Below are 26,071 nucleotides of genomic sequence, written 5' to 3'. Positions count from 1 at the left end.
TGATACCTACGGCAAGCACAGGTCCATCCACAGTTGTCCACAGTCGGACCCAGGGCGCCGCGCCGCAACGGTTTGACCCTGATGAGCGGCGTCGCGTACCGTGGCTGAGTCGTGCGGTTCGTGCTGCCCTGACGGCGGTGGTCGTCGTTCGCGCCGAATCACCCACGACACCCGGACCCCGCGGCGAGCACCCACGCCGTGACCTCTCGATCAGTGTGGAGTACTCCCGTGAGCAAGCGGACCTTCCAGCCGAACAACCGGCGCCGCGCCAAGGTGCACGGCTTCCGACTGCGCATGCGTACACGCGCCGGTCGTGCCATCCTCGCGGCTCGCCGTCGCAAGGGGCGCGTCGAGCTGTCCGCCTGAGCCGGTGCTCCCGGCCGCGAACCGGATGCGCCGGAGCGACGAGTTCGCCCGGACGTTCCGGCGCGGCACGCGACGCGGGACGCGCCGCCTCGTGGTGCATGCAGCGACGACCGACGCCGGGGAACCCCCGCGCGTCGGTTTCGTCGTCTCCAAGGCCGTGGGGGGTGCGGTCGTGCGGAATCGCGTAAAGCGGCGCCTCCGCGCCGTGCTCATGCACCGTGTCACTGACCTCCTGCCCGGCACGCTCGTCGTCGTGCGTGCCCTGCCGCCCAGCGCGAACGCGACGAGTGCCGAGCTCGAGCGCGACGTCGACGGCTCGCTGACCTCGCTCGGGCTCCGCGCGAAGGTGGTGCCGGCGCGATGACGGCAACGCCACATCTCGACCACTCCAACGCACCGCTCGTCTCGGACGATCCGTCGTCGTCGGACACGGAACGCGTTCGCAACCCGCTCACGTGGCTGCTTCTGGGCCTGGTGCGCGGCTACCAGCTGATCGTGTCGCCCTGGTTCGCGCCGCGGTGCCGGTACTACCCGTCGTGCTCCGCGTACGCCGTCACGGCGTTGCGGCGGCACGGGGTCGTCCGGGGCACGGGCCTGGCGGCGTGGCGCCTGCTGCGGTGCAACCCCTGGAGCAAGGGCGGCGTCGACCACGTGCCGGCCCGCGCCGCGAAGCTGACGACCTCGGAGCCGGGAGGGACGTCGTCGTGACCGATTCCCGCCCGGCCACGGGGAGCACGTACCCTCGACCCTGTTCCGACGAGCCCTCGATGACCGCGGTCCCGACGGCGAAGCACCCCGGCTAGGAGTTCAGTTCCGCATGGACTGGTTCGACAACATCCTGTACCCGCTCATGGTGGCGGTGGCATGGATCATGGTGCGCGCCCACGAGGCGCTGGTGTTCCTCGGGCTGGAGTCGACGGCCGGGATCACGTGGGTGCTGTCGATCGTCGTCCTCGTCATCATCATCCGGATCATCCTCATCCCGCTGTTCGTGCGGCAGATCAGGGCGTCGCGAGGCCTGCAGATCGTGCAGCCCGAGATCCAGAAGCTGCAGAAGAAGTACAAGGGGAAGACGGACCCCGCGTCTCGCCAGGCCATGCAGCAAGAGATGATGGCGATCTACCGCGAGGCGGGGACGAACCCGTTCGCGTCGTGCCTGCCGATCCTGGCGCAGTCCCCGGTGTTCTTCGCGCTGTTCCGCGTGCTGGCGTCGCTCCCCGCGCTGGCGAGCGGTGACTACGGCCGGCCCAGCATCGGTCCGCTGACGCAGGAGATCGCGGCCGAGGCCGAGCAGTCGACGTTCTTCGGCGCTCAGCTGTCCCAGACGTTCATGAGCAGCGACGACGTCCAGGTCAAGATCGTGACCGTCGTTCTCATCGTGCTGATGTCCGCGACCACGTTCTTCACGCAGCGCCAGCTGACGATGAAGAACATGCCGCAGACGGCGCTCGACAACCCGATGGCGCGGCAGCAGCGCATGCTGATGTACGTCCTGCCGCTGATCTTCGCGTTCACGGGCGTCAACTTCCCGATCGGTGTGCTCGTCTACTGGTCGACGTCGAACCTGTGGACGATGGGTCAGCAGTTCTACGTCATCAGACGATCGCCGGCGCCAGGCTCGGAGGCTGAGGCGAAGCTCAAGGAACGCCAGGCTCGGAAGAGGCTCAAGCGCGGCGAGGTCCTGGAGGACGAGGCGGCCGCCATCGAAGAGGCGAAGCCCGCGAGCGGACAACGCGTCCAGCCCAAGCGGAAGGACCGCCAGAAGGGGCAGCGCCCGGCGGACTCTGCGCCTGGCGGGGCTGCCTCCGCGGCGGCCTCGTCGACGTCGCCGCTCGAGGACGACGAGACGCCCGCGGCGTCGAGCAACGGCGAGCCGAAGCAGCCAGCGGCGGCCGATGGTTCCGCGAACGCCAGTTCGAAGAAGAAGTCCGGATCGTCGTCCGGGTCGAAGAAGAAGCGCCGCTAGGCACCCAGTTCTTGAAGCGGCCGCGCCGGCGGCCTCAATCGTGAGGATCATGCATGACCGAAAGCGAGCAGGTCGAGACGCCGTCCGCCCTCGAGGGTCCGCCGGAGACGAAGCGTCTCGAGGAGGAAGGCGAGATCGCCGCCGACTACCTCGAGGAGCTCCTCGACATCGCGGACCTGGACGGTGACATCGACATCGACGTCGAGCACGGTCGGGCTGCCGTCGAGATCGTCGCGGAGGGTGAGGACCAGCGATCGCTGAGCAAGCTCGTCGGTGGCGAGGGCGAGGTGCTCGATGCGTTGCAGGAGCTGACGCGCCTTGCCGTGCAGGCGCGCACGGGTGAGCGCAGCCGCCTCATGCTCGACATCGCGGGTCACCGCGCGCAGCGTCGCGCCGAGCTGACCCAGCTCGCGGAGTCCGCGATCGAGGAGGCACGCGGCACCGACGAGCCGGTCGCGCTGGAGGCGATGAATCCCTTCGAGCGCAAGGTCGTTCACGACGTCGTCGCGGCGGCCGGGTTGGTGAGCGACTCCGAGGGTGTGGAGCCGAACCGCCGGGTTGTGATCCGGGTCAGCTGATGGCGCCTCGGGGTACTGACGCATGACGGGGGCGGAGAGCCTCGTCGTCGAGGTCGAGGCCAGCCGGCGGATCCTCGGCGACGGCTTCGCCGGTGCGGTGCGGTTCGGCGAGCTGCTCGCCGAGCACGGTGAGGAACGCGGTCTCATCGGACCGCGGGAGGTGCCCCGGTTGTGGCTGCGGCACATCGTCAACTCCGCTGCCGTCGCTCGCTGGTTGCCTGATGCCGGGTCCGTGGCGGATGTGGGCACGGGCGCCGGTCTCCCCGGTGTGGTCCTGGCCCTGATGAGGCCCGACCTGGACGTCCACCTGGTCGAGCCCATGGAGCGACGGGTCGCCTGGCTGTCGGAACTGCGGGATGAGCTGGACCTCGACAACGTCACCCTCCATCAGGTTCAGGCGCAGGAGCTCCACGGGAAGCTCAAGGTGCAGGCCGTCACGGCCCGCGCCGTGGCACCGCTGGGGAAGCTCGCACGGTGGACGCTGCCGCTGCTCTCTCGACGCGGTGTGCTCCTGGCGCAGAAGGGTGCGCGCGCGCAGGCCGAGCTCGACGAAGCGGCGGTGGACCTTCGGGATTTCGCCGTCGACACGGCGTCGGTGCACGATGTGGACCTGCTCGGCGATGGAGAGACGACACGAGTCGTCGAGGTGCGTCTGCGCTGAGGGGGCGCGCGGACCGGAGTCTCGCCGGGCTCGGGACGCTGACGCGGCACGGGGAACGCTGACGTGGCATGGAGCGCTGATGTGGCGGCACGTGCGGACTGGCGCTTCGTGGTTCCGCATCTGGCTTGGGGCGCGGTCCGTTCCGCGTGAAACCGCGGATCCAGGACGGCGTGAGGCCGACCTCGCGGCTCCGCGGTCTGTCGATGTGCGTGCTGCGCCCTGCGTCCTGCGGGGCATGTGGATCCTGGCGCTAGGTGCGACCCCGGAGACCGACGGCCCGGAGCGTCGGTCGACTCTTCGACGTGTGCACGGTCAGGAAGGTCCTCGAACCATCCGCCCGCTGTCGAGCGCCCGATGGCGCGGCGCATGCAGGCGCCCGCATCAGAAGGATCATCGCGGGTCGTGGGCATGGTGATCGAGGCACCAGGTCGTTCGAACTCCCGCGGATCAACAATCGGTATCACGCGCAGTCTGTGCAACGCCCGGCTCGGGCGTTCTTGTCCGCTGGACGCCCACGATGGGTGCCGCCGGATCTAGATGACGTGTGTGACGCCCACGCCCACGGCTCGACGGCCATTGACGCGATGCGGGCGACGCCTCCGTTGCGAAGCGGCGCGGCCAACGCTCGGGGGTGCACCGCCGGCCTCCCGCGCAACGTGATCCACGTGAAACGGTGCGGGCGCGCCGCTGCGCCAGCTCGGCCTCCAGCGAATTCGCGTCGCGGATGTGCTCGTCTTCGCACGACGGCGTGGCGCGCTACACGACGGCGCTGCGCGCCGATGATGTGACAGCGTCAGGGTCAAGGCGGTTGTACGCGCACTCGCTCTGCCACAGTGCTGCTCCCGCTGCTCCCGCTGCTCCCGCTGCTCCCGGGTGCTCCCGCTGCTCGCGGTGCTCCCGCTGCTCCCGGGTGGCCGTGTCGCTCAAACTCTGTGCGCGCGTCTAGACGTGACTGACGGGGATCGCTGGGCGTGAGGAAGCGCAACGCCGCACGTCGGCGAGCACGGAAGGGGCGATTGTCTTGATGGCCCGGTTGTTTCACGTGAGACGAGAGGCCGCTGCCCAAGATCAAGACGAGCTCGCCCAGAAGCGCAAGGAAGCGAGGACTTCACGCGAGCGTCCGTAGACCACTCTCCCCAGGCCGACGCGACGGAAGCGTGCCTGCTGACTCGAGCGCCGCGCATGGCCTCCCGCAGTGGTGGTCACCATGCTCAGGGTTGACCGCTGGGCGCCGCATTCGCAGATGAGGGAGGGAGCAGGTCGGCACACGGCTGCCACTCGGTCCTCTCCCGCGTCGACGCCAGGTGCCAGGACGACGTGCTCGCCGGCTCGTCCTTCGCGTCTCCTTGGTTCACGTGGAGGCCGTACCTCGTCCGTGTGGCCCCCGATGCCCCGGGCCATGGGCACGGCGTCGCCGGCGACCACGGCACGGGAAGGCCGATTCCTGCAGGTCCACGCTCTCTCAGTCCATGTGTTCGCCGCGCTAATGCCCTGCCGACCTCTGTGATCCCGGGCAAAGGGCGCGGCGCGGGCCGTGCGCTTGGCACGGGTGGGCAGGGCCGCCCCTGCCAGTTCGCATCCTCTCGGTTCACGTGTCGGCCGCGTCTTGCCCTACCGACCCTTGTGATCACGGGCCATTGGCGCGGCGCGGCCCGGGAGCTAAGCACGGCTGGTCGGGGCGGGTTCCCGCCGGCTTACATCCCCTCGGTTCACGTGCCAACCCATGATCCCGGGCCATGGGCGCGGCACCGGCGGCGAGCACGGCACGGCGAGGCCGGGCGGCCCGGCTCGGACGAACGAGGGCTCTTGGCGGCCCCGGCGTTGCCATGGGACTGCCCAGGATCCCGCACTCTTCGGCGTGGCTCTGTCGGGTTCGCGCGACCCTCGACTCTCTAGCGGGTTGCGCGTGCCGAAGAGTCCGTTTCACGTGAAACACGCGGAAGGCTCTCGGGCGGGACGGTGCCGGCACGTTTCACGTGAAACACCCAGAAGGCTCTCGCGGCAGGGCGGACGCCAAGCCGCTTCACGTGAAACGGCTCGAGAGCGATCACGCAGCGGCGCCGTGGGCACTGCACGTACAGCGAGGGCCCTTCCGGGGCGCTCTCCGCCCTGCTGCGCATCTAGGGTGAGGAGGGTGGCCGACGCGTTTCCGGGCCTCGACCCGGATCCCCGGCACCGGCATGGCACCTAGCCTTGGCACCACGTTCCGGCCAGGAAAGAGCCACTCGGGTCGGGACTGTCGGTGGTGCTGGCCGCGTGGAGCGACCGCTTCTCCTCCGTCGCAGCTGAGACGTCGCGGCGCGATCTGGCGCGAGTTCAGGTACCGCGAGCGGGCCGGCTCCGACTGGGCGCTGAACCAGACGGACACGGCTGCAACGTGCCACATGCGACCACGCGGCACGGGTCGGCCTAGCGCGTCGCTTCGCGGCGGACAGCACCCGTGCGCCGATCCGGATACATCGTTCTCGTCGACGCAGCGACTGGTCGTCCACGGCGCGTTTCGTCGTCTGGTGTGTTTCACGTGAAACGAAGCCTCGGAGTGCTCCTTGAGGCTCTTTGGAGGAAGCCGTTCCGGGACGGCAATCCAGGTGCGGCGTCAAGCGAGGGCAACGCTCGCTGGGTCTCTTCGGGCGGTCGTGAGGGGATGGACCAGACCGGGCTGCGCGCGGATGGGGCGAACCTGCGTGCTCGAGCGCGGGCTCTGTTGGCCTGCTGAGTCGAGGACGGCTACCTGGCGGGTGGGAGCGTCTACCCCGGGGACGTCCCGTCCTTCACTAGGGAACGAGTCTTGCTCGTGTTTGCTGGGACTGCGCCTCAAGGGCCCGGCGCGGTGGTGCTTCGTGGGCCTTGCTCCGCGGCCTCGAGCCGGTCGCGGTTTGTTGTGCCTCGGTCCACGGGGCCGAGCCGGTCGCGGTTCGTTTTGCCTGGCTTCACGGGGCCGAGCCGGGCTTGCATGGTTGGGCTTTGGTCCACGGGGCTCGAGCCGGACGTCGCCGCCGCGGCCCTGCCGACCGGGGCGGGGCATCTCTCTACGCGGCGCTACCTGGCTCGGCCCGGGCTGTGCTCACTTGATCGGGCCGTGCGCGAACCATTCCCGGCTACGCCGGACCTGGCGTGCGACGCTGTCTTGGCCCGGCCCTGCCTCGTTTGGCCTGTCGCGTCCGACCTGGTCTGGCCACGCGTTACGGCCGCGCTAGGACGGTCCCCGCCGGACCCAGCGAGCTGACCGCCGAGCGGGACTCCGCACCAGACGCCTGGATGGAGGCCTCCTCGAGCTGCTGGGGCCGACACATCGCCAGGGCGGAGTCCGCCCCGTTTCACGTGAAACGCCGAGCCGGGTCAGGACGTTCTGAATCGTCAGTGCTCGCCGCGCGGCCGCGCAGCGAAGGTTCCGCGACGTAAGCCGACGGGCCCTAGGCCTCGGCAGAGCCCAGTCGGCGCAGACGGGGTGCGAATCCGAGTGGCCTGTCGTTGGCAGCCAGGGCGCTCGTGAGGAGGTCGGCAACTCTCTGGCGTGCGAGTCACATGGCCGCGTCCTGCACGCCTACGCATCGCGGTGCATGAAGGTGTGCGACTGATGTGCCGTTCCCGCCCGCGGAGGACCGTGTTGCCGCGCCGTCTGGGACGGGCTCCGGGTGAGCGCAGCCACCTCCGCGCGGCGGCCGCCGGCTTCGTTCAGGTGGATGCCGCTCCACGTTGAGCGAAGGAAGGGCAGGCGACCCGCGGAATCCTCCGGCGACGATCCTGATAGGGCGACACAGGCTCGCCGTCCTTCCCTTCGTATCGTGGCGGGTGCGCGATCGTGACCGGTCAGCCGGGAACACCTCCTGGGCGCCTACAAGAGACGACGAGGGTAGACACCAGATTCGGTACGAGTACGAGGCGGGCAGTGGCCACTGGTGCGTTTCGCCGGGACCCGCGTTTCACGTGAATCTTGGCCGGTGCCGGTGCCGGTGCCGGTGCCGGTGCCGGTGCCGGTGCCGGTGCCGGTGGGTGCGGGTGCGGGTGTGGGTGTGGGTGCGGGTGCGGCTGCGGGTGCCAGCGTCCGTGGCTGCATGCGTGGTTCGTGATCGGTGGAGCTCTCTTTGATCGGAGTCATCGCATGTGACGGACGATCGGGCGCCGCGATGGAGACCCGACGCGCCACACGTGGCTGGGCGGCGCTCTCCGTCGCGTGAGAGGGCGAGCTGCCGCAGAACCCAGCGCCGCTCTCGGCCGGCCCGCTATCGGCCCAGACCCGATGGGCCCCGGTTTCACGTGGAACACCGGGTCGCTGTGTCACCAACGCGCAGAGCGGTCCCCGAGGCTGTGGCGTGAGATCCGCGGCTGGCACTGTCACACGACCCGATCGCTTGTCGTGCGTTTCACGTGAAACCCCACGTCCGACGCCGGTGGTGGTCCCTCACCTGCCGGACTGCGACGAGGGAGGCTTCTCTCGCGGTGCACCGCGCGATCCTGTCTCGGTCGAGGAGAGGCGCAGTCAGGGGCTGGCGGCGCAGCTCCCGCGTCCCCGTGGATGCGCGCGGGTCCGCAGTACCGGGGCGCGGACCCGTGCCGCCTCTTGGCTCGGGATCCACACGAAGAGCGGAATCTCGTACAGATTCGCGGTGTTGGGCTCCCATGGGGTGCTCGGTGCTCGGTGCTCGGTGCGCGGTGCTGGGTACTGGGGCACCGGTCTGAGAGGGTCCTACGGCCTTGAGGCCCGGGGGTCGGGAGCCGGACCGCGTGACACCGGACACCTGACGCCGCGCGCCGCATGCGCGGCGCTGGTACCGCGCTGTGCGGGGTTGCGCCGGAGCCGCCCGGAGACGCCGAGCTCGATGCGGCGCAACGTAGCGATCAGCCTGATCCTCACGTGCACCGAAGGTTGCGGGCGACTCGCTCGAGAATCGGTCGCCCCGCGCTGCGGCCAACGTCGGAGCCGAGGTCTGACGCACCTCGTCGTGCCTGATCGGAGCCAAGTCAAGGACGAGTGGCACGCAGAGGCGTCGCGGCGTTCCAGTCCGGACTCGACCTCGCCCGCTCGTTCCGGGACGCTAGCGGGACGTTTCACGTGGAACGGCCCTGGTGCGTCCGACTGCCTGGTGGAGCGTCGATCGCGGGACCCGTCTGCGCGCTGACGGGCGCACGAGGCGGGGCTTAGGGTGCCCCTCGAGGGTGAGCCAGATGCCCCCAATCACCGATCGCGCGACAGGCAGAAGGGTCGCCAAGAACGCATTGCGATCCGCCGTCGGAGGTGCGGGAGTGCCTCTTGGCGGAGCGCCACGGCGCCCTCAGGACGGCGAACCGCTCCGTCGGAATCGGGTGCGTGTCGCCTGTGGATGAAGTCCGGATCAGGCACCCACCACACGTAGGCTAGGCACCGCAGAGATCGCCGATCAGGACGGAGAGCACCCAGTGGTGGGTGACGACCAGCGCACCGAGGATTCCATACCCGCGTTCGACGACGCAGCGCGTCGGGCCGCTCTCCTCTCCTCCATCCCGGACTTCGACGACAGCACTCCGCTTGCCGCAGAGCTCGCTCACGATGCCCGACGCCGGATCGAGCTCGCCGGCGCACGGTTCCCGCGCCCCGACGAGACCCGCGTCTTCACTGTCGCCAACCAGAAGGGCGGCGTCGGGAAGACGACGACTGCTGTCAACCTCGCGGCAGCGCTGGCCGAGTCCGGGCTGCACGTCCTCGTCGTCGACAACGATCCGCAAGGCAACGCCTCGACAGCCCTCGGGATCGACCACCACGCCGGAGTGCTGTCGACCTATGACGCGCTCATCAACGACGTTCCGCTGAGCGACATCGTGCAGGCCTCACCGGCGAACGAGAACCTGCTCTGCGTACCCGCGACGATCGACCTGTCGGGTGCCGAGATCGAACTGGTGTCCGTCGTCGCTCGGGAGAACCGTCTCCGGCTTGCCCTGCGTGCCTACCTGGAGCACCGCACCAGGGAAGGACTGCCACGACTCGATTACGTCTTCGTCGACTGCCCACCAAGTCTCGGCCTGCTCACGGTCAACGCTTTCGTCGCCGCTGAAGAGGTGCTCATCCCTATCCAGTGCGAGTACTACGCGCTCGAGGGCTTGAGCCAGCTCCTCAGCAACATCGACCTGATCCGTGCGCACCTCAACCAGGAGCTGCACGTCTCGACGATCCTCCTCACGATGAACGACTCACGGACGAACCTGGCGCGTGAGGTCGTCGGCGAGGTTCGCGAACACTTCCCCGAGCAGACCCTGCGCACGGCGATCCCACGCTCGGTCCGCATCTCCGAGGCGCCGAGCTACGGCCAGACGGTGATCGCGTACGACCCGATGTCGTCCGGAGCCCTGGCCTACCTCGAAGCGGCGCGAGAGATCGCTCGACGCGGGTCGGCACACACGAGGGGCGAGGAGCTGCGCGTGGCGACCGGGGACCGCGACGGGGCTCCAGGGAACGTAGCCCAGCACGGCACGTCCGAGCGCGACGTGCGGACGGCATCACGCGCCGAGGGAGCAATTCCGGCCGGGGGCACCGGCGAGGCTGCGCCCGTGAGCAACGGCGAGCTCGAGCCAGCGCGAGAGGGCCGCGACCGAGCCACCGCCGCGACCGAGGAGCCGAGCCAGGCGGTGAGCTCGGCATTTCCCCGTGGCGCCGCCGCGCCAGGCGAGCCGGCGCCCGGACACGTGCTCACCGACCGGCGCTGGACGTCGACGTCCGACCGCGTGAGCGTCGGCGCACCTACCCCGCTACACCCACAGCCCGAGGAGGGCGACCATGAGTGAGAAGCGACGTACCGGACTTGGGCGCGGACTCGGCGCCCTCATCCCCGGCGCCTCGTCCACCGCTGCGCGTCCCGTCGACGTGTTCTTCCCCGGGCCGGCCACCGAGCAAGACGGGCAGAACGGTGGCGTCGCCGTCGACACCGTCGTCGCGGAGCGGCCGCCGAGCAAGGACATCGAGGAGCGGGAACCCGAAAAGGCGGCGGAGTCGGTCTCGGGCACTGACGCCGGCGACGACGGGCCGACGTCGGCGCCGACGGATGCCGACACCGCTGAGAAGCCGGAAGCGGCCGACGAGCCCGCTGAGGAGCCGGAAGCGGCCGACGAGCCCGCTGCGGGCCAGCAGCAGGCCACCGAGGAGCCCGGCGCGGGTCGGCACGGCACCGAGGAGCCAGCCGCGGACCAGCAGCCCGGCACCGACGAGAGCGCGAGCCGAAACGGCGCGCCGACGCCGGGTGCGGTCGAGGCGGACGTGCCGGCGGCGCCGGAAGGCGCGACGACGAACGGCAGCACCGCCGTCGACGAGCCCGACGACGGCCTCGTCCCCGTCCCCGGCGCGACGTTCGCCGAGATCCCGGTCGACGCGGTCGCGCCGAACGCGCAGCAGCCTCGCCGGGTGTTCGACGAGGACGACCTCGAGGAGCTCGCCGGCTCGATCCGGGAGGTCGGCGTCCTGCAGCCCGTCGTCGTGCGCCGCGTGGCGGACGTCGAGGGCTCTCCCCGCTACGAGCTCATCATGGGCGAGCGGCGTTGGCGCGCGTCCCGGCTCGCCGGCAATGACACCGTGCCGGCGATCGTCCGCGAGACGGCGGACACCGACCTCCTCCGGGACGCCCTGCTCGAGAACCTCCATCGGGTGCAGCTCAACCCCCTCGAGGAGGCGGCCGCGTACCAGCAGCTCCTCGACGACTTCTCGTGCACCCACGACGAGCTGGCCTCCCGCATCTCGCGGTCGCGGCCGCAGATCTCGAACACGCTCCGGCTCCTGAAGCTCCCCCCGCTCGTGCAGCGCAGGGTCGCGGCGGGCGTGCTGTCCGCCGGCCACGCGCGTGCCCTGCTCGGGCTGAGCGACGGCGCGGCGATGGAGCGGCTGGCGCAGCGCATCGTCGCCGAGGGCCTGAGCGTGCGCGCGACCGAGGAGATCGTCGCCCTCGGCGAGGACGAGCCGATGCGGCCGGAGCTGCGCCGTCGTCCGCGGGCAGGTGAGCACACGGCGGCGCTCGAGAACCTCGGCCGTCGCCTGTCAGACCGGTGGGACACCAAGGTCAAGATCGCCCTCGGGCAACGTAAGGGCCGTATCAGCATCGAGTTCGCGAGCGTTCAAGACCTCAACCGCATCCTCGACGCCGTCGCCCCCGAGGACGCAGGGGTGCTGCGCGAGGAGAGCGAGGAGCACATCGGCACCGACGGGTGACCGCCACGGCGGCGCGCGCACGCCGACCGCCGGTGGCCAGGCGCGACGCGCGCTGCCACGATGGGCGCCATGAGGGCCTGGATCGTGCGCCTCGGCGCCCTGCTGGTGTTCAACCTGATCGTCGTTGTCGCGATCGTGCTGTTCGTCCCCGGGGTCCGGGGATCCTGGGGCGTGCTCTGGGCTGCGGTCGTGCTCACGGCCGCGACCGTCTGGGTCAAGCCGCTCATCACGTCGTTCCTCACGGACCAGGCCGGGAACTGGGCGGGTAGACCCCGCTGGCTCGCCGGCAAGGTCCTCACGTACGCGATCGTGTACGTGGTCGCGTTCGTGATCTGGCTGCTCACGGTGATCCTGTCGGACGTGAATGTCCACGGGTGGTTCCTCGGCTACGTGCTGCCCCCGCTGATCGTGATCGTCGGCTGGTTCGTCTACGACATGGTCGATGACCGCTTCGAGGCGACCGCCGGGAACGCGTACGACGCCGCGCACCGGCGGATGACCGGCGGGTCGTCGACGGAAGCGTCGGCCGAGAGGCCCGCGGATCCGTCGGAGGGCCCGGCTGGTCCGCGGCCCTGACGTCAGCCGCGGCGGGCGACGTCGGCCAGCCCGCGGTACAGCTCGGGCAGCGGCGTGGGTGACGCCGCTGCTGCCAGCGGGAACAGCGACGTCTCGGTCATCCCCGGCGCGACGTTCACCTCGAGGAACCAGGCCACGCCGTAGCCGTCGACCACGAGGTCCGTCCGCGAGAGGTGCCGCAGGCGCAGCACGTCATGAGCACGGACGGCGACGGCGCAGGCCGCGGCCAGATGGTCGGCCGGCAGCCGGGCCGGGGTGAAGTACTCGGTGCGTCCGGCGTTGTAGCGCGCGTCGAAGTCGTACGGTCCGTCGTCGACGACGATCTCCACGGGCGGGAGCGCGACCGGCCCATCGCCGAGATCGACGACGCTCACGGCAACCTCGGTGCCGGTGACCGCCTGCTCGATGAGGGCGACGTCCCCGTAGGAGAAGCACGAGACCATCGCCTGCGGCAGCGCCTCCGCGGAGGTCACGAGCGAGACGCCGAGCGCCGACCCTCCCGACGCCGGCTTCACGACGAGCGGGAGCCCCAGCCGGTCGAGGACGCGGCCGAGCACTGCGTGCGGGCCGAGCTCCCGGAACAGGCTCTGCGGCAGCGTCGCGGAGGCCGGCGTGGCGACCCCCGCACGTGCGAGCACCGTCTTCGCGACGGGCTTGGCCCACGCGATGCGGGACCCGGCCGAGCCGGTGCCGACGGCGCGCACCCCGACGAGCTCGAGAAGGTCCCGGATGGAGCCGTCCTCCCCGGTCGAGCCGTGCAGCAGCGGCCAGACGACGTCGGGGCGGGCGTCGTCGAGGTACGCGAGGAGGTCGGCGTCGACGTCGCGGACGGCGGCACTCACGCCCGCGTCACGCAGCGCCTCGGCGACGCGCCGCCCGGACCGCAGGGAGACGTCCCGCTCGTGCGAGAGACCGCCCGCGAGGACGAGGACGTCGAAGCTCACGGTTGCTCGGGGCCGGGAGCGTCGAGGGTGCGGCCGCCGCGGGCGTCGGACGTGCCGAACATCGTGACGAGCTCCTGCTCCGCGGAGACGACGCCGGCCAGCCGCCGCACGCCCTCGGTGATCCGCTCCGGCGTCGGGTAGCAGTACGACAGGCGCATGTGGTCGGCGCCCGAGCCGTCGGCGTAGAACGCCGTCCCGGGCACGTAGGCCACGAGGGCGGTGACGGCACGCGGCAGCATCTCCCGCGCGTCGAGCCCGTCGGGCAGCCGCAGCCACGTGTAGAAGCCGCCGTCCGGCGTCGTCCACGTGCAGTCCGGGAGGTGCTCGGCGAGCGCGGCGACCATCGCGTCGCGCCGCTCCGCGTACATCTGCCGGTAGGACTTGATCTGGCCGCGCCAGTCCGACGTCGACAGGTACGTCGCGATGGACAGCTGGCTCATCATGGAGGGGCAGAGGATCGACGACTCGCTGGCGAGGACGAGCCGGTCGCGGACGGCGTGCGGAGCGAGCGCCCAGCCGACGCGGTACCCGGGCGCGAACGTCTTCGAGAACGACCCGAGGTAGACTACGCCCTCGGGGGCGAGCGAGGCGAGGGCGGGCAGCGGGTCGGAGTCGAAGCCGAGCAGCCCGTACGGGTTGTCCTCGAGGATGAGCACGCCGTGGCGTCGGGCGATCTCGACGATCCGCGGGCGCCGCTCGGCGGAGAGCGTCACGCCGGCCGGGTTGTGGAAGTTCGGCACCGTGTACAGGAACTTCGCACGGCGCCCCTCGGCGGCGAGGCGCGTGAGCGTCGCGTCGAGGGCGTCCGGCACGAGCCCGTCCGCGTCCATCGGGGTGTGCACGACGTCGGCCTCGTACGCCCGGAACACGCCGAGCGCTCCGACGTAGCTGGGGGCTTCCGCGACGACGACGTCACCGGGGTCGAGGAAGATCCGCGCCACGAGGTCGAGGGCTTGCTGGGAGCCGGTGGTGACGACGACGTCGTCGGGATGCGCGTTCATCCCCTCCAGCGCCATGACCTCGGTGATCTGCTCGCGCAGGCCGGGCTCGCCCTGCCCGGAGCCGTACTGCAGGGCGACGGCGCCCCGCTCGGCGAGCAGCCGCTGCGTCTCCTCGGCGATCCGGTCCATCGGGAGGCCAGCGATGTTCGGCATGCCGCCGGCGAGCGAGACCACCTCGGGCCGGTTCGCGACGGAGAACAGCGCCCGGATCTCCGAGGCGCGCATGCCGCGCGTGCGGGCGGCGTAGGAGCCGTGCCACGGGTCGAGGCGCGTGCCCGCGGCGGGCGTGCTCACCTGGGGATCGTCGGACACGTCATCCACCTCCTCGCCTGCGCGGGCCGTGGCGCCGCGAGGCCGGACGGCGCGCGGTCGCCGCGTCGAGTCTGGCACGGCGCGCGGAAAGAACTGGTCAAGGCGGGCGCGGGTCGGCAGCTCCGACCCCGTGCCCAGGACGGGCCGTCAGGCGGGGAGCAGCTGCTCCAGCTCGGCGAGGATCGCCTTCTTGGGGCGCGCGCCGACGAGCGACTTCACGAGCTCACCGCCGGAGTACACGTTGAGCGTGGGGATCGACACGATGCCGTACGCGGCCGTCGTCGACGGGTTCTCGTCGGTGTTGACCTTGACGACGGTGACCTGCCCGTCGAGCTCGTTCGCGATGTCCTCGAGGACCGGCGCGACCTGACGGCACGGCCCGCACCAGGGCGCCCAGAAATCGACCAGGACGACGCCGTCGGCCTGGAGGACGTCCGTCGCGAAGGTGTCGTCCGTGACAGCGGTGACCGTGCTCATCGAAACTCCCGTGGTGCTGCGTGACTTCGTCGGGTCAGCCTACGACGACTGCCGGGGTGGCATCGGCCGCGACGACGTGCCCGTCGGGGTCGGGGGTCTGGGCAGCGTCCCGGTCAGGGTCGCCGGCCTCGCCGAGCGCTGCCAGGTACCGCTCGGCGTCGAGCGCGGCTGCGCACCCGGTCCCGGCGGCGGTGATGGCCTGACGGTAGATGTGGTCGACGGCGTCGCCCGCCGCGAACACGCCCGGCAGGTTGGTGGCCGTGGTCGGGTGCGTGACCTCGATGTACCCCTCGGCGTTGAGGTCGATCTGCCCGCTCACCAGCTCGGTGCGAGGCAGGTGACCGATGGCCACGAAGACGCCGGTGGCGTCGAGCTCGCGCTCCTCGCCGGTCCTGGTGTCGCGCAGACGCACGCCCGTGACCTTGTCGTCGCCGTGGATCGCCGCGACCTCGCTGTGCCAGGCGAACTCGATCTTCGGGTCGGCCTCGGCCCGCGCGGCCATGATCTTCGACGCGCGGAGCTCGCCACGCCGGTGCACGAGGGTCACCTTCGACGCGAACCGTGTGAGGAACGTCGCCTCCTCCATCGCGGAGTCTCCGCCGCCGACGACGACGATGTGCTGGTCGCGGAAGAAGAACCCGTCGCACGTGGCGCACCAGCTGATCCCGCGGCCCGAGAGCCGCTTCTCCTCGGGCAGCCCGAGCTCCTTGTAGGCGGAGCCGGTCGCGAGGATGACCGACCGCGCACGGAACGTCTCGCCGTCGGCGTTCGTGACGGTCTTGATCTCGCCGGCGAGGTCGACGGACTCGATGTCGTCGTAGACGATCTCCGCGCCGAACCGTTCGGCCTGCGCGCTCAACTTCTCCATGAGCTCCGGGCCGAGGACGCCGTCGGGGAACCCGGGGAAGTTCTCGACGTCGGTGGTGTTCATGAGCGCCCCGCCGGCGGTGACCGACCCCGCGAACACGAGCGGACGGAGATCCGCCCGCGCGGCGTAGACGGCGGCGGTGTACCCCGCGGGACCGGAGCCGACGATGATGACTTCGCGGACCTGCGCGTCCTGCGGCATGGCTGTCCTTCGTGTGTCCGACATGACGTCCTGAGCAACCGATGATAGGCCGCGGATGTTCCCGCGACGCCCAGGCCGAGCGGCGTGGTCACGGCTACCGTGGCGGCGTGCTGTTCGAGACGAGGTTCGCCGACGGCGTCCGGAGTGGCGCCGTCACCGTCACGTTCCGCAGGTGGCGGCGGGTGCAGGCCGTCGCCGGGCACCGGTACCGCACGGCGGTGGGGCGGATCGTCGTCGACGACGTCGGCGTGGTGGACGTCACGCGGATCGGCGACGACGACGCCCGGCTGGCGGGATACGCCGACGCGCCCGAGCTGGTCGCGGACCTGCGCGGAGCCCCGGACCTGCCCGTGTACCGGGTGGCGTTCCACGCCGACCCGGAGCCCGACGAGCGGGACGTCCTGGCGGCGTCCGACGGCCTCACCGACGCGGACGTCGCCGAGATCGACCGCCGCCTCGACCGTCTCGACCGGGCGAGCTCGCACGGTCCGTGGACGCGGCAGACGCTCACGCTGATCGCCGCGCACCCGGCGCGCCGCGCGCCCGACCTGGCGGCGATGCTCGGGCGCGAGCGCGATCCGTTCAAGGTGGACGTGCGCAAGCTCAAGAACCTCGGCCTCACGCTCAGTCTCGAGGTGGGCTACCGGCTGTCCCCTCGCGGCAAGGCGTACCTGCGATCTACTCGAGTGTGATCTCGGCCAGCTCGATGCGGTTGCGGCCGTCGGCCGCGGACTGCGGGAGCTCCGGGAACCAGAGCACGAGCGTGTCGAGATCCGCCGGTTCCTCGAACTCGAGCCGCGTGGAGGACGACATCGCACCGGACGCGAGGAGCTCCCCGCCCGACGGGACCTCCGCCGTCGTCCGGCGCACCTCGACCCGGCCGCCGCTGCCGTTGACGACGAGCGTGACCGCCGAGACGCGGGCGGGGCCCTCGAGGACGACGGCGAAGCCGAGGCCGTCCTTCATGCCGTACGTCGGGCTGTCGTAGGAGAGGGAGTTCCACGACGTGGCCGGGTCGCCGTCGACGGCGAGGGGCGCCTGGTCCGCGTTGTCGCCCTGGCCGCTGGACGGGTCGAGCGAGGTGACCGACGCGATCACCGGCGCAACAGCCTCGCCGCCGCCGCCGTCGTCGTCCGCCGGAGGCGCCTCCTCCTCGGCCTCCCCGGTGGCGCCGGCGTCCTGCGTCGGGACGACTGTCGGCTCGGGCGCCGTTCCCGGGTCGCCGCCGCCTCCGGCCATGACGAGGGACCGGACCGCGAGGACCAGCACCACGACGATCGCGACCACGACGAGCGTCAGGACGATCGGGGTGGGGTTGAACCGCGTGCGCGAGAGCGTGTGCTGCTCGGCGTCCACCGAGTCCTCGCTCGGCTCGGGTGCGGGGCGCGACGGCGCACGCAGGGGTCGGCCGGGAGGCGTCGCCTGGCCGTGACCCGCGGTGCGGATCGACGTGCGGGCCGGCGCGGTCGGGTGCGGGCGGGTCGGCCCGCCCGCTGACGGGTGAGCGGCGCCGCCGGACTGCGGCCGCGTGGGCTGCGTGCGGTCGGGCTTCGGGCGGGTGGGGTGCGTGCGCTCAGGGGCGGCGGACGTCCGCGCCTGGTCCGGCGGCGGGGCCTGCGACGCGTCGTCCGGACGGGACGGCGTGGTGAGGCGCGACCAGACCCTGGTGGCGCCGTCGGCCACGGAGCGCGCCGCGCTGGCGATGCCCTCCGCGGCTCCGCCGACGGCTGCCCCGAGCGCCGCGCCCGCCCCGGCGGACTCGATGGTGGGGTGCCGGGCGGTGTGGTGCTCGTCCGCGGACGGGGCGCGGTCCATGATCGCGTCGAACGTCACGGTGGCCGGATCCGACGGGGGTTCCTGGACCGTCCACTCGGCGGGGTCCCGGCGCGGCGGATGGTTCGGCGCGGGCGTGACGTGCTCCCGGACCTCGGCACCCGGGCGGTCCACCCGCAACGGTGCGGCGGCGCTCAGGACCGAGGTCGACTCCGCCGCGGGCTCGGCCGCGTGCTCGTCGTCCGACTCGTCGTCGGTGCCCGTCTCGTCGCCGGGCGCGTGGATCGCCGCGTCGTCGGGCGCCATGTCCTCATCGGCCGGTTCGTGCTCGACGGCGGTCGCCGCGCTCTCGTCCCGCGGAGGCCGTCGGGTGCGCGTGACCTCCAGGTCGTCCTCACCCGCGTCCTCGTCGGCCTCGAGGGCTGGACCGTTCTCGTCGGAGGCTGCGGTGCCGGCAGCGGCAGCGGCAGCGGCTCCGGCGGCGACGGGCGCCCAGCCCGGGGCGGCCGGCGGGGCGAACGCGGCGTGCTCGGTCGGCGCGGTCCCCGCGACCGAGATCGGGGCGTCGCCGGGGCCGGTGCCGGGCGGCACGGGCGCGAACGTGACGGGCGGTGACCCGGGCGGCGCGACCGGCAGTGACGCCGTCGGCGCGACCGGAGACGATCCGGGCGGGGCGACCGGCGAACCCGGGGGCAGCGCCGGCGGGTTCGCGCGTGCCGCCGGGGTGTGCGGCTCTGGTGGGGCCGCGGGGATCACCCGGTCGAGCCTGCGGAAGAAGCCGGTGACCCGTTGCCAGAACGTCGGCCCGCTCGCCGTGGCGCCCGCCGAGGCGGCCCGGACGACCGCGGCGCCCGTCGCCGCGCCGGCACCGGCAGCCGCGCCGGCACCGGCAGCCGCGCCGGCGGCAGTGACTGCTCCAGCTCGGGCTGCACCAGCACCAGCCGCCGCACCGACACCAGCGGCACCCGTACCAGCGGCCGCGACGGCCGTCGCACCAGCGGCCACGCTCGCGGCGCCGGTCGCGGTGCGATCGGCGGCCACGCTCGCGGCGCCGACGTCGGCAGAGCCTCTCGCGGCGGCGGCCGCGTCCGCGCCGGCGAGGCCCGGCGCAGCCCCGGCCCCGGTCGCCTGCCAGGCGGGAGCTGACGGCGCCTCGGGCTCCTCCGGCCTGATCCGCGGCACCCCGCGCACGGGCGTGGACGCCGTGCCCACGCCCGGACCCGAGTCGCCCTTGACGATCGCCGTGAACGCGACGTCGGCAGCGGGACCGGCGCCCGTCGTCGGCGCCCAGATCGGCGTGTCCGGGCCGCCCACCGCACCGGGGCCGTCGGGCCGGACGGCGGGCAGCTCGATCGGGCCCCAGGGAGCCAGGTCGCGGACGAGCTCCGCTGGCGTGTTCGGCCCGTCCTCGTGAGCGCCGAGCGTCTCCGTGCAGAGCGCGTCCAGGTCGGCGGGGACGCCGGTGCGCACCTGGCCGGGGGGCACCGTGCCGTCGTGCCCGGCGTCAGCGGCGGGCAGCCCCGCCCGGTCCACGTCGAACGCCTCCGCGCGGTCGAGCCGCGCCCGCGTCGGGGCGGGCCAGCGGCCCGTCAGCGCGAAGTACAGCAGGCGCACGAGGTCGACGGCGTCGGTCCGGGCGGTCAGGCGCGGGTCGCGCGAGCGGGTGCCTGCGGCGGCGGCGTCGAACCCGAGGCCGGTGAGGAACGCGGAGCCGTCCGGGGTGATCCCGACGGCACCGGGTCGCAGGGCCTGGTGGTGCACGCCGCGGCGCCTCGCGGCCTCGAGAGCGCTCGCGAGCTCGCCGACGAGGCTGCGGGCGATGCCGACGTCGAGCGGGTCACGCCACGCGAGCTCGGTGAGGGTGCGGAACTGGCGCGCCTCCGTGACCACGTAGCCCTCGGTCTCCTGCGTGCCGACGCGCAGGATGCGGGCGAGGCGGTGGTCCTCGACGAGCGCGGCCCGGCGCGCGGCATCGAGCGCGTCCTGCATGCGGGGACCGCGGAGCGTCGCGACCTCGACGTCGCGCTGCAGGATCTGGTCGCGACCCCGCCAGCGACGGACGCCGTCGACCTCGGTGGGCAGCGGGTCGGTGACGACGTACCGCTCAGCGAGAACGGTGCCACGCCGGACGCCGTCCGCGCTCGAGCTCACCGACATCCCTCCCTTGCCCAACCGGGTCAGACCGACTCCGGCCATGGTACGCAGCCGCCGGAGCACCGGTGCGACGAGCGGCCGGATGCGGCTGACGAGGACGTCGAGCTCGTCGACCCGGAGCTTGCGCAGCAGCACGAGGTAGATCGCCGTCATGAGCGCCCCGACGCCCACGACCCGCAGGAGCGACCCGACGAGGCCGGACGTCACGCCGACGAAGTGCAGCACCGCCCACCCGACGGCGGCCGCGGGCACGGCCGCCATGACGAGCCGCAGGTGCGTGATGAGGATGCGGGAGCCGTCGAGGCTGGGGAGTCGACGGCGCAGGCCCAGGTACGCGATGAGCGCGCCGACGATGTTCGACAGCGCCATCGAGGCGCCGGCGCCCGCCACCCACCACACGGGCTCGAGCACGATCGCCGAGGCGACGGACCCGGCGATGACGATCGCCGCCATCGGGATCTGGATCCAGAACAACGACTTCGCGTCCTCGAACGCGTAGTAGATCCGCTGGCACACCGTCCAGACGCCCAGCGCGGCGAGCCCCGCGAGCATCGCGACGAGCACATTCGCGATCGCGTCGACCTCCGCCGGTTGGGCGGACCCACCGGTGATGACGCCGACCACCGGCACCGCGAGCGTGATCAGCGCGCCCGTCGCGAACACCGTGAACACGCCGACCGTGCGGATGCCGAGCGACATGTCGGCGCGCACCGCCGTCGTGTCCTTGTCCGCGGCGGCGTCGGACACCCGGGTGAACAGCGCCGTCACGAGCGACACCGTGATGAGCGACTGCGGCAGCATGAAGATGAGGAACGCGTTCTGGTACGCCGCGTTGCCGGCGATGCCGCCCGCGCCGCCGGCCGCGCCGGACGCCGCCGCCGCGACGTTCGAGACCGCGAGGAAGCCGAGCTGACCCACGGCCAGGGCTCCGAACGCCCACATCGCGACCCGGCTGGCCGTGCCGAGGCCGCTGAAGCCCCAGGCCGGACGCCAGCGGAACCCGCTCCGCCACAGCGGGACGATGAGCACGAGCGCCTGCGCGGCGACCCCGAGCGTGGCCGAGCCCGCGAGCACCATGGTCTGCTCGGCCGTCCACCCGGACGCAGCGGATCCCGGGTCTGTGCTCCCGAACATCACGATGTACACCACGAGCCCGGCGATCGCGATGATGTTGTTGACCGCCGGCGCCCACATGTACGGCCCGAAGCTCGACCGGGCGTTGAGCACCTGCCCCAGCAGGGTGTACATCCCGTAGAAGAACAGCTGGGGGACGCACCACAGGGCGAACGCGAACGCGATCGGCAACCACGCGGCGTCGAGCCTCGAGCCGTACATCGTGACGAGCAGCGCGGACGCCGCCGTCAGCCCGACCGTCAGCACGAACAGGCCGGTGCCGGCCACGGTGAGGAGCCGGTTGACGTAGTCCTGGCCGCCGTCGGCCCGCTTCATCGCCCGCACGATCTGCGGCACGAGGATCGCGTTGAGGACACCGCCGGCGAGCAGCATGTAGATCGTGTTGGGCAGCGTGTTCGCGACGGCGAACGCGTCGGCCGCGCCGCCCGTCGCCGCGATCGCCGCGACGAGCACCATGTTGCGGATCAGCCCGAGGATCCGGGAGACGAACGTGCCGGAGAACATGACGGCGGCGGAGCCCGCGAGCCCACGCCTGCGGGGCACGGGCGCCTTGCTGGGCGTGGTCGTGACTGTCATGACGGCTCCCCTGTCGCCTTGCGTGGCCCGCGCCGGATCGTCCGGTACAGGCCGATCACCAGCAGCAGCCCGAGGATCCCGGCGACGACGGCTGTCCCCACCGTCTCCCAGTCTGCCCGCACGCGGATCGCGAACGACGCCTCCTCGCCGACGACGGTGCCGCTCGGCGTCCGCAGCTCCACCTGCACGTCGACGTCGCCGTTCTTCACGCCGTGCACGGGCACGCGCACGGTCGTGACGGACGGTGTGCCGCCGTCCGCGGGCGGCAGCGTCAGCTGGGGCGTGTCCTCGACCACGAGCACCGGGTCCGACGACGACAGCACCACCGTCACCGTCACCTCCTGGTCGAGCGCGTTCGTGACGTCGATCGGGATGGACCCCTCCTGCGCGATGAGGTTGATGTGGCTGCCGGGTGGCGTGACCCCGATCCCGGAGAGCACGTCGTCGAGCGCCGCCGTCGCGTCCTCGAGCGTCGCGAGCCGGCCCTCGGGCCGGCCGCGCCAGGCCGTGGAGGAGACGCTGAGCAGGTCGTCCCGCACGCCGCGCAGCACCGGCTCGGGATCGGCGAGGGCGGTCGCGACGCCGTCCGCCCGCGTCAGCTCCGCCGCCGTCCGCGCGAGCGTCAGCTCGGTGCCGTCGTCGAGCGGATCACCCTCGGCCGGCAGTGCAGCACGGTCGAGTGCCTCGTCCGGGCGGCCGAGCAGCGAGCGCAGCGGGACGACGTCGAGCCACGGCGCCTGCTCGAGGGCCTCGAGGCGTTCCGCCAGGGCGTCGAGGTCGGCGTCGGCCATCGCCTCCCGGTCGACGACGGCGAGCAGCCCGCGGGCGTCCAGCGGCCGCTCCCGGGCGATCACCGCCGTCAGCCCGAGCAGGAGCTGGCGGGAGGTGAGCTCGTCGGTTCCGGCCCCACCGAGCGCCGTCGACAGCTCCGGGTCCCAGAGCGCGGCGTCCAGCGTGGTCCCGTCACTCGCGGGGAGCGACGCGCGCCCGGTCGGGGTGTACGTGATCGGCGTCGTCGGGGCCACGAGCGAGCTCGGCATCACGAGCGTGTCGTACCCGGCGTCGGCGAGCCCGTCGGCGACCTGCTGGTCCAGCTCGCCGCCGGCAGGCCAGGCGACGTCGGCGAGGACGCGCAGGTCGGCCTCGTCCGTGAGCCCCGCCCCGCGCTCCCGCGCCTGCGCGAGCAGCGACGGCTGCCCGGCGCGGATCACGTTCCCGGAGTCCGCGTCGCCGTACGGGAGAGCGACGACGTCGCGGCCGGCGCTCGCGGTGCGCAGCGTGCGGGTCAGGTCGGCGACGGCGTCCGCTCCGTCGGCCGCGGCACCGTCGTCATCGGCCCCGCCGTCGGTCGGTGCCTCCGTGCCGCTCGGAGGGTCCGTCGTCCCCCCGGTGCCGTCCGTGGCCGGGGCGGTCGGGTCGTCGTCCGGCTCCGCAGGGAGCGGGTCGGACGCGAGCACCGACGGATCGAGGGCCCACGACACGTCCGGCCCGCCGAGACCGGCCAGCTCCGTGAGGCGCTCCGCGGCGACGTCGCCGACGGGCCGTTCCTCGGCCCGCGCCGCCTCCCACTCGGACGCGTCGGGCGCGAGCGGCAGCAGCACGCTCAGCTCCGTCGGGGCGGGCAGGGGATCCGTGTCCGGGTAGAAGACGCCGACGGTGCGGTCGGAGGCGGAGCGCGTCGCGTCGCCGGCGCGCACCTCGAGCCCGCGGGCACCCCACGAGCTCTCCGTCGCCGCGACACCCGCCTCCTCGACCGGGATCCGGATCTCGAACGGCACGCGGTCGCCTGGCGCGAGGTCGCCGTCGAGCGGCTGCGTGACGACGTTGCGCGACGCCACCCCACCCTCGGGATCGAGCCACAGCTCCAGCGCCGTCCGCCAGTTGGGGGTGCGCCACTGGACGCGCAAGGACACCGTCGGATCCTCGAGCACGGAGTCCGCGGTGTTCTCGACGGTCCCGCGGATCACGAGCTCGTCGTCGGGAAGGGCGACGGCGGGCAGGAGGTCGGTGATCTCGACCGAGACGCCGCCCGCCTCGTCAGCGACGGCGGGGGTGGTGGCCAGTGCGGCGCCGCCGAGGCCCAGCAGCGCCACGAGGGCGGCGGCCACGGCCCGAGGGACGCCCGAACGACGGTGGGAGCGCCGGGTCACAGCGGTCCGGCGAGGAGGTCCCGCGCCGTCGCCACGATGCGCCGCTCGTTCGGGTAGGCCAGCCGGGCCGACACCTCGTCGAGGCGGACCCACGCGACGTCCTCCGCCTCGTGGTCGGGGTCGTTCTCCGTGGTGAGCTCACCGCCGGTGGCCTCGAGCAGGTAGTGGTGGACGACCTTGTGCACGCGCCGGTCGTGGCCGGCGAACCAGTAGTCGATGGTGGCGAGGTGGCGGAGCACCTGGCTCGTGATGCCGGTCTCCTCGGCGATCTCCCGGACGGCGGCCTGCTCGGCGGTCTCCGCGCCTTCGAGGTGGCCCTTCGGCAGGCACCATTCCAGACGGCCCGCCCGGTTCCGGCGGGCGATGACGGCGGTGTACGCGGCGCCGTCGACGACGTCCACGACGAGCCCCCCGGCAGACGTCTCGTCGACCACCGGGAGCGCGGCCGTGGGTCGCTCGAGCCGCACCGTCGGCGGTGCTGGTCGGCCGGCCGCGGGCTGGGCCGGGGACTGCGAGGACATGCTGACACTGTAAATGAGTCGCTCCGCGCCGTGCCGGAGCCGGGCGCCGGACGGGCCGGTTGCGTGTGCCGGCGTCGCGCATGGCACCCTTGACGCGCTCCGTCCACCACCGTCCCCGGAGGACCACCCGCGATGCCCACGCCCGAGGCACAGCGCCCCGCGCAGCTCATGCGGACGGCGCTCGGCGTGCTCGCCGGCATCGCCGCCGACGTGGACCCGTTGGGCGACCTGTTCGCCGCGGGCGGCCACGAGATCGCGCTCGTCGGCGGCCCGGTGCGGGACGCGTTCCTGGGCCGCGGCAGCTCCGACCTGGACTTCGCGACGTCGGCGCGACCCGAGCAGACCGAGGCGATCCTCGCTCGGTGGGGGGACGCCGTCTGGGACGTCGGCCGCGCGTTCGGGACGATCGGCGCCGGCCGCGGGGACGTCGTCGTCGAGGTGACGACGTATCGCACCGAGGCGTACGACGCCGGCTCCCGCAAGCCCGCCGTCGAGTACGGGGACACGCTCGACGGCGACCTGTCCCGCCGCGACTTCACCATCAACGCGATGGCGGTCCGGCTGCCGGACCTCACGTTCGTCGACCCGCACCACGGCCTCGACGACCTCGCCGCGCACGTGCTGCGGACCCCGGTCTCGGCGGAGCAGTCGTTCGACGACGACCCGCTCCGGATGATGCGGGCCGCGAGGTTCGCCGCGCAGCTGCGGGTCGACGTCGCCCCGGACGTCATGGCGGCGATGACGGCGATGGCCGGCCGGCTGGCGATCGTCTCGGCGGAGCGGGTGCAGGCGGAGCTCACGAAGCTGCTCCTGGCGCCGGCGCCGCGGCGCGGGCTGGAGCTCATGGTCGAGACGGGGCTGGCCGACGTCGTGCTGCCGGAGCTCCCGGCCATGAAGCTCGAGATCGACGAGCACCACCGGCACAAGGACGTCTACGAGCACTCGCTGACGGTGCTCGATCAGGCGATCGACCTCGAGACGGGTCCCGACGGGCCCGTGCCGGCACCGGACCTGGTGCTGCGGCTGGCGGCACTGCTGCACGACGTCGGGAAGCCCGCCACGCGTCGCAACGAGCCGGGTGGGCGGGTGAGCTTCCATCACCACGAGGTGGTCGGGGCGAAGCTCGCGCGCAAGCGCCTGGCGGCACTGCGCTACGACAAGGCGACCATCGCCGACGTCACCACCCTCATCGCGCTGCACCTGCGGTTCCACGGGTACGGCGACGGCGCCTGGACCGACTCGGCGGTGCGCCGCTACGTGACCGACGCCGGGCCGGAGCTGGAGCGGCTGCACCGCCTCACCCGCGCGGACTGCACCACGCGCAACCGGCGCAAGGCGGAGCGGCTGTCGCACGCGTACGACGACCTGGAGCGCCGCATCGCAGAGCTGGCGGAGAAGGAGGAGCTTGCGGCGATCCGCCCGGACCTCGACGGCGCGGCGATCATGGCCACGCTCGGGATCGGGCCGGGCCCGGTGGTCGGCGAGGCGTACCGGTTCCTGCTGGAGCTCCGGATGGAACGGGGGCCCGTGGAGCCGGACGTGGCGCGCGCGGAGCTGCTCGCCTGGTGGGCCGCACGCGAGTAGCGGACCGATCTCGTCCTCTTCCGTGCGTAGCGTCGGCCTCACGATCCCGACGACGCCCCGGA

At 72.5% G+C, this 26,071-nt stretch carries 18 protein-coding genes; 11 read left to right on the top strand and 7 right to left on the bottom strand.

Annotated features, from left to right (window positions below; all coding sequences use genetic code 11):
* Positions 1-228: 228 nt before the first annotated feature.
* From rpmH to BCAV_RS21225, 9 genes are all read left to right on the top strand, one after another.
* Positions 229-366 carry a 50S ribosomal protein L34 gene (gene rpmH / locus BCAV_RS21265; protein WP_015884700.1) on the top strand — a complete coding sequence of 46 codons (138 nt, stop codon included), beginning with the start codon at positions 229-231 and terminating at the stop codon, positions 364-366.
* 25 nt (positions 367-391) lie between these two features.
* A complete protein-coding gene (gene rnpA, locus BCAV_RS21260) occupies positions 392-730 on the top strand; it encodes a ribonuclease P protein component (RefSeq protein WP_425358490.1) in 339 nt (112 codons plus the stop codon).
* The gene (gene yidD / locus BCAV_RS21945; protein ID WP_015884698.1) at positions 727-1,074 is read left to right on the top strand and encodes a membrane protein insertion efficiency factor YidD; all 348 of its coding nucleotides are present in this window, start codon (positions 727-729) and stop codon (positions 1,072-1,074) included. Before rnpA ends, yidD begins: the two co-directional genes overlap by 4 nt.
* A 109-nt stretch (positions 1,075-1,183) precedes the next feature.
* The gene (yidC, locus tag BCAV_RS21250) at positions 1,184-2,332 is read left to right on the top strand and encodes a membrane protein insertase YidC (RefSeq protein WP_015884697.1); all 1,149 of its coding nucleotides are present in this window, start codon (positions 1,184-1,186) and stop codon (positions 2,330-2,332) included.
* 53 nt (positions 2,333-2,385) lie between these two features.
* A complete protein-coding gene (locus tag BCAV_RS21245; protein WP_015884696.1) occupies positions 2,386-2,910 on the top strand; it encodes a Jag family protein in 525 nt (174 codons plus the stop codon).
* A gap of 22 nt (positions 2,911-2,932) precedes the next feature.
* On the top strand, positions 2,933-3,571 hold the full coding sequence (rsmG, locus tag BCAV_RS21240) for a 16S rRNA (guanine(527)-N(7))-methyltransferase RsmG (protein WP_015884695.1): 639 nt from the start codon (positions 2,933-2,935) through the stop codon (positions 3,569-3,571).
* Between the two features lie 5,400 nt (positions 3,572-8,971).
* On the top strand, positions 8,972-10,327 hold the full coding sequence (locus tag BCAV_RS21235; protein ID WP_425358465.1) for a ParA family protein: 1,356 nt from the start codon (positions 8,972-8,974) through the stop codon (positions 10,325-10,327).
* Complete coding sequence (locus BCAV_RS21230) at positions 10,320-11,738, top strand: ParB/RepB/Spo0J family partition protein (protein ID WP_015884692.1); 1,419 nt, start codon at positions 10,320-10,322, stop codon at positions 11,736-11,738. The genes BCAV_RS21235 and BCAV_RS21230 overlap by 8 nt, the downstream gene beginning before the upstream one ends.
* A 69-nt stretch (positions 11,739-11,807) precedes the next feature.
* The gene (locus BCAV_RS21225) at positions 11,808-12,314 is read left to right on the top strand and encodes a hypothetical protein (protein ID WP_050761782.1); all 507 of its coding nucleotides are present in this window, start codon (positions 11,808-11,810) and stop codon (positions 12,312-12,314) included.
* 2 nt (positions 12,315-12,316) lie between these two features.
* Here BCAV_RS21225 and BCAV_RS21220 read toward each other — a convergent pair whose 3' ends face one another.
* The 4 genes from BCAV_RS21220 to trxB form a co-directional block, all read right to left on the bottom strand.
* Complete coding sequence (locus BCAV_RS21220; protein WP_015884690.1) at positions 12,317-13,258, bottom strand: D-alanine--D-alanine ligase family protein; 942 nt, start codon at positions 13,256-13,258, stop codon at positions 12,317-12,319.
* The gene (locus BCAV_RS21215) at positions 13,255-14,553 is read right to left on the bottom strand and encodes an aminotransferase-like domain-containing protein (RefSeq protein ID WP_245528909.1); all 1,299 of its coding nucleotides are present in this window, start codon (positions 14,551-14,553) and stop codon (positions 13,255-13,257) included. The genes BCAV_RS21220 and BCAV_RS21215 overlap by 4 nt, the downstream gene beginning before the upstream one ends.
* Before the next feature lie 165 nt (positions 14,554-14,718).
* Positions 14,719-15,048, bottom strand: a complete 330-nt coding sequence (trxA, locus tag BCAV_RS21210) for a thioredoxin (protein ID WP_015884688.1) — start codon at positions 15,046-15,048, stop codon at positions 14,719-14,721.
* Positions 15,049-15,082: 34 nt separating this feature from the next.
* Positions 15,083-16,117 (bottom strand): thioredoxin-disulfide reductase, encoded by a 1,035-nt coding sequence (gene trxB, locus BCAV_RS21205; RefSeq protein ID WP_015884687.1) that lies wholly within the window; start codon positions 16,115-16,117, stop codon positions 15,083-15,085.
* 107 nt (positions 16,118-16,224) lie between these two features.
* On the opposite strand from trxB, the gene BCAV_RS21200 reads away from it, so the two are divergent.
* Positions 16,225-16,809, top strand: a complete 585-nt coding sequence (locus BCAV_RS21200) for an ASCH domain-containing protein (protein WP_043347702.1) — start codon at positions 16,225-16,227, stop codon at positions 16,807-16,809.
* Here BCAV_RS21200 and BCAV_RS23490 read toward each other — a convergent pair.
* The 3 genes from BCAV_RS23490 to BCAV_RS21175 are packed head-to-tail and all read right to left on the bottom strand — an operon-like array spanning position 16,796 to position 24,425.
* Positions 16,796-21,754, bottom strand: a complete 4,959-nt coding sequence (locus BCAV_RS23490; protein ID WP_015884685.1) for a lipid II flippase MurJ — start codon at positions 21,752-21,754, stop codon at positions 16,796-16,798. The genes BCAV_RS21200 and BCAV_RS23490 overlap by 14 nt on opposite strands.
* The gene (locus tag BCAV_RS21180; RefSeq protein WP_015884684.1) at positions 21,751-23,862 is read right to left on the bottom strand and encodes a DUF6049 family protein; all 2,112 of its coding nucleotides are present in this window, start codon (positions 23,860-23,862) and stop codon (positions 21,751-21,753) included. The genes BCAV_RS23490 and BCAV_RS21180 overlap by 4 nt, the downstream gene beginning before the upstream one ends.
* A gap of 38 nt (positions 23,863-23,900) precedes the next feature.
* Positions 23,901-24,425, bottom strand: coding sequence for an NUDIX hydrolase (locus tag BCAV_RS21175; RefSeq protein ID WP_015884683.1), 525 nt, complete (start codon positions 24,423-24,425; stop codon positions 23,901-23,903).
* Between the two features lie 132 nt (positions 24,426-24,557).
* Between BCAV_RS21175 and BCAV_RS21170 the strand changes: the two genes are divergently transcribed.
* Positions 24,558-26,009 (top strand): CCA tRNA nucleotidyltransferase, encoded by a 1,452-nt coding sequence (locus tag BCAV_RS21170; protein WP_015884682.1) that lies wholly within the window; start codon positions 24,558-24,560, stop codon positions 26,007-26,009.
* Positions 26,010-26,071: the final 62 nt, after the last annotated feature.

The organism is Beutenbergia cavernae DSM 12333 (assembly GCF_000023105.1).
GTDB lineage: Bacteria > Actinomycetota > Actinomycetes > Actinomycetales > Beutenbergiaceae > Beutenbergia > Beutenbergia cavernae.
The sequence above is the reverse complement of the archived record's forward strand: the minus strand, read 5'-3'. Positions and strand labels throughout refer to the sequence as shown.

Excerpts from the sequence above, each read along its gene's own strand:
- trxA (WP_015884688.1), bottom strand. The coding sequence starts at position 15,048 with ATGAGCACGGTCACCGCTGTCACGGACGACACCTTCGCGACGGACGTC.
- BCAV_RS21175 (WP_015884683.1), bottom strand. The coding sequence starts at position 24,425 with ATGTCCTCGCAGTCCCCGGCCCAGCCCGCGGCCGGCCGACCAGCACCG.
- rsmG (WP_015884695.1), top strand. The coding sequence starts at position 2,933 with ATGACGGGGGCGGAGAGCCTCGTCGTCGAGGTCGAGGCCAGCCGGCGG.
- trxB (WP_015884687.1), bottom strand. The coding sequence starts at position 16,117 with ATGCCGCAGGACGCGCAGGTCCGCGAAGTCATCATCGTCGGCTCCGGT.
- BCAV_RS23490 (WP_015884685.1), bottom strand. The coding sequence starts at position 21,754 with ATGACAGTCACGACCACGCCCAGCAAGGCGCCCGTGCCCCGCAGGCGT.
- yidC (WP_015884697.1), top strand. The coding sequence starts at position 1,184 with ATGGACTGGTTCGACAACATCCTGTACCCGCTCATGGTGGCGGTGGCA.
- BCAV_RS21230 (WP_015884692.1), top strand. The coding sequence starts at position 10,320 with ATGAGTGAGAAGCGACGTACCGGACTTGGGCGCGGACTCGGCGCCCTC.
- BCAV_RS21225 (WP_050761782.1), top strand. The coding sequence starts at position 11,808 with ATGAGGGCCTGGATCGTGCGCCTCGGCGCCCTGCTGGTGTTCAACCTG.
- yidD (WP_015884698.1), top strand. The coding sequence starts at position 727 with ATGACGGCAACGCCACATCTCGACCACTCCAACGCACCGCTCGTCTCG.
- rnpA (WP_425358490.1), top strand. The coding sequence starts at position 392 with ATGCGCCGGAGCGACGAGTTCGCCCGGACGTTCCGGCGCGGCACGCGA.
- BCAV_RS21245 (WP_015884696.1), top strand. The coding sequence starts at position 2,386 with ATGACCGAAAGCGAGCAGGTCGAGACGCCGTCCGCCCTCGAGGGTCCG.
- BCAV_RS21170 (WP_015884682.1), top strand. The coding sequence starts at position 24,558 with ATGCCCACGCCCGAGGCACAGCGCCCCGCGCAGCTCATGCGGACGGCG.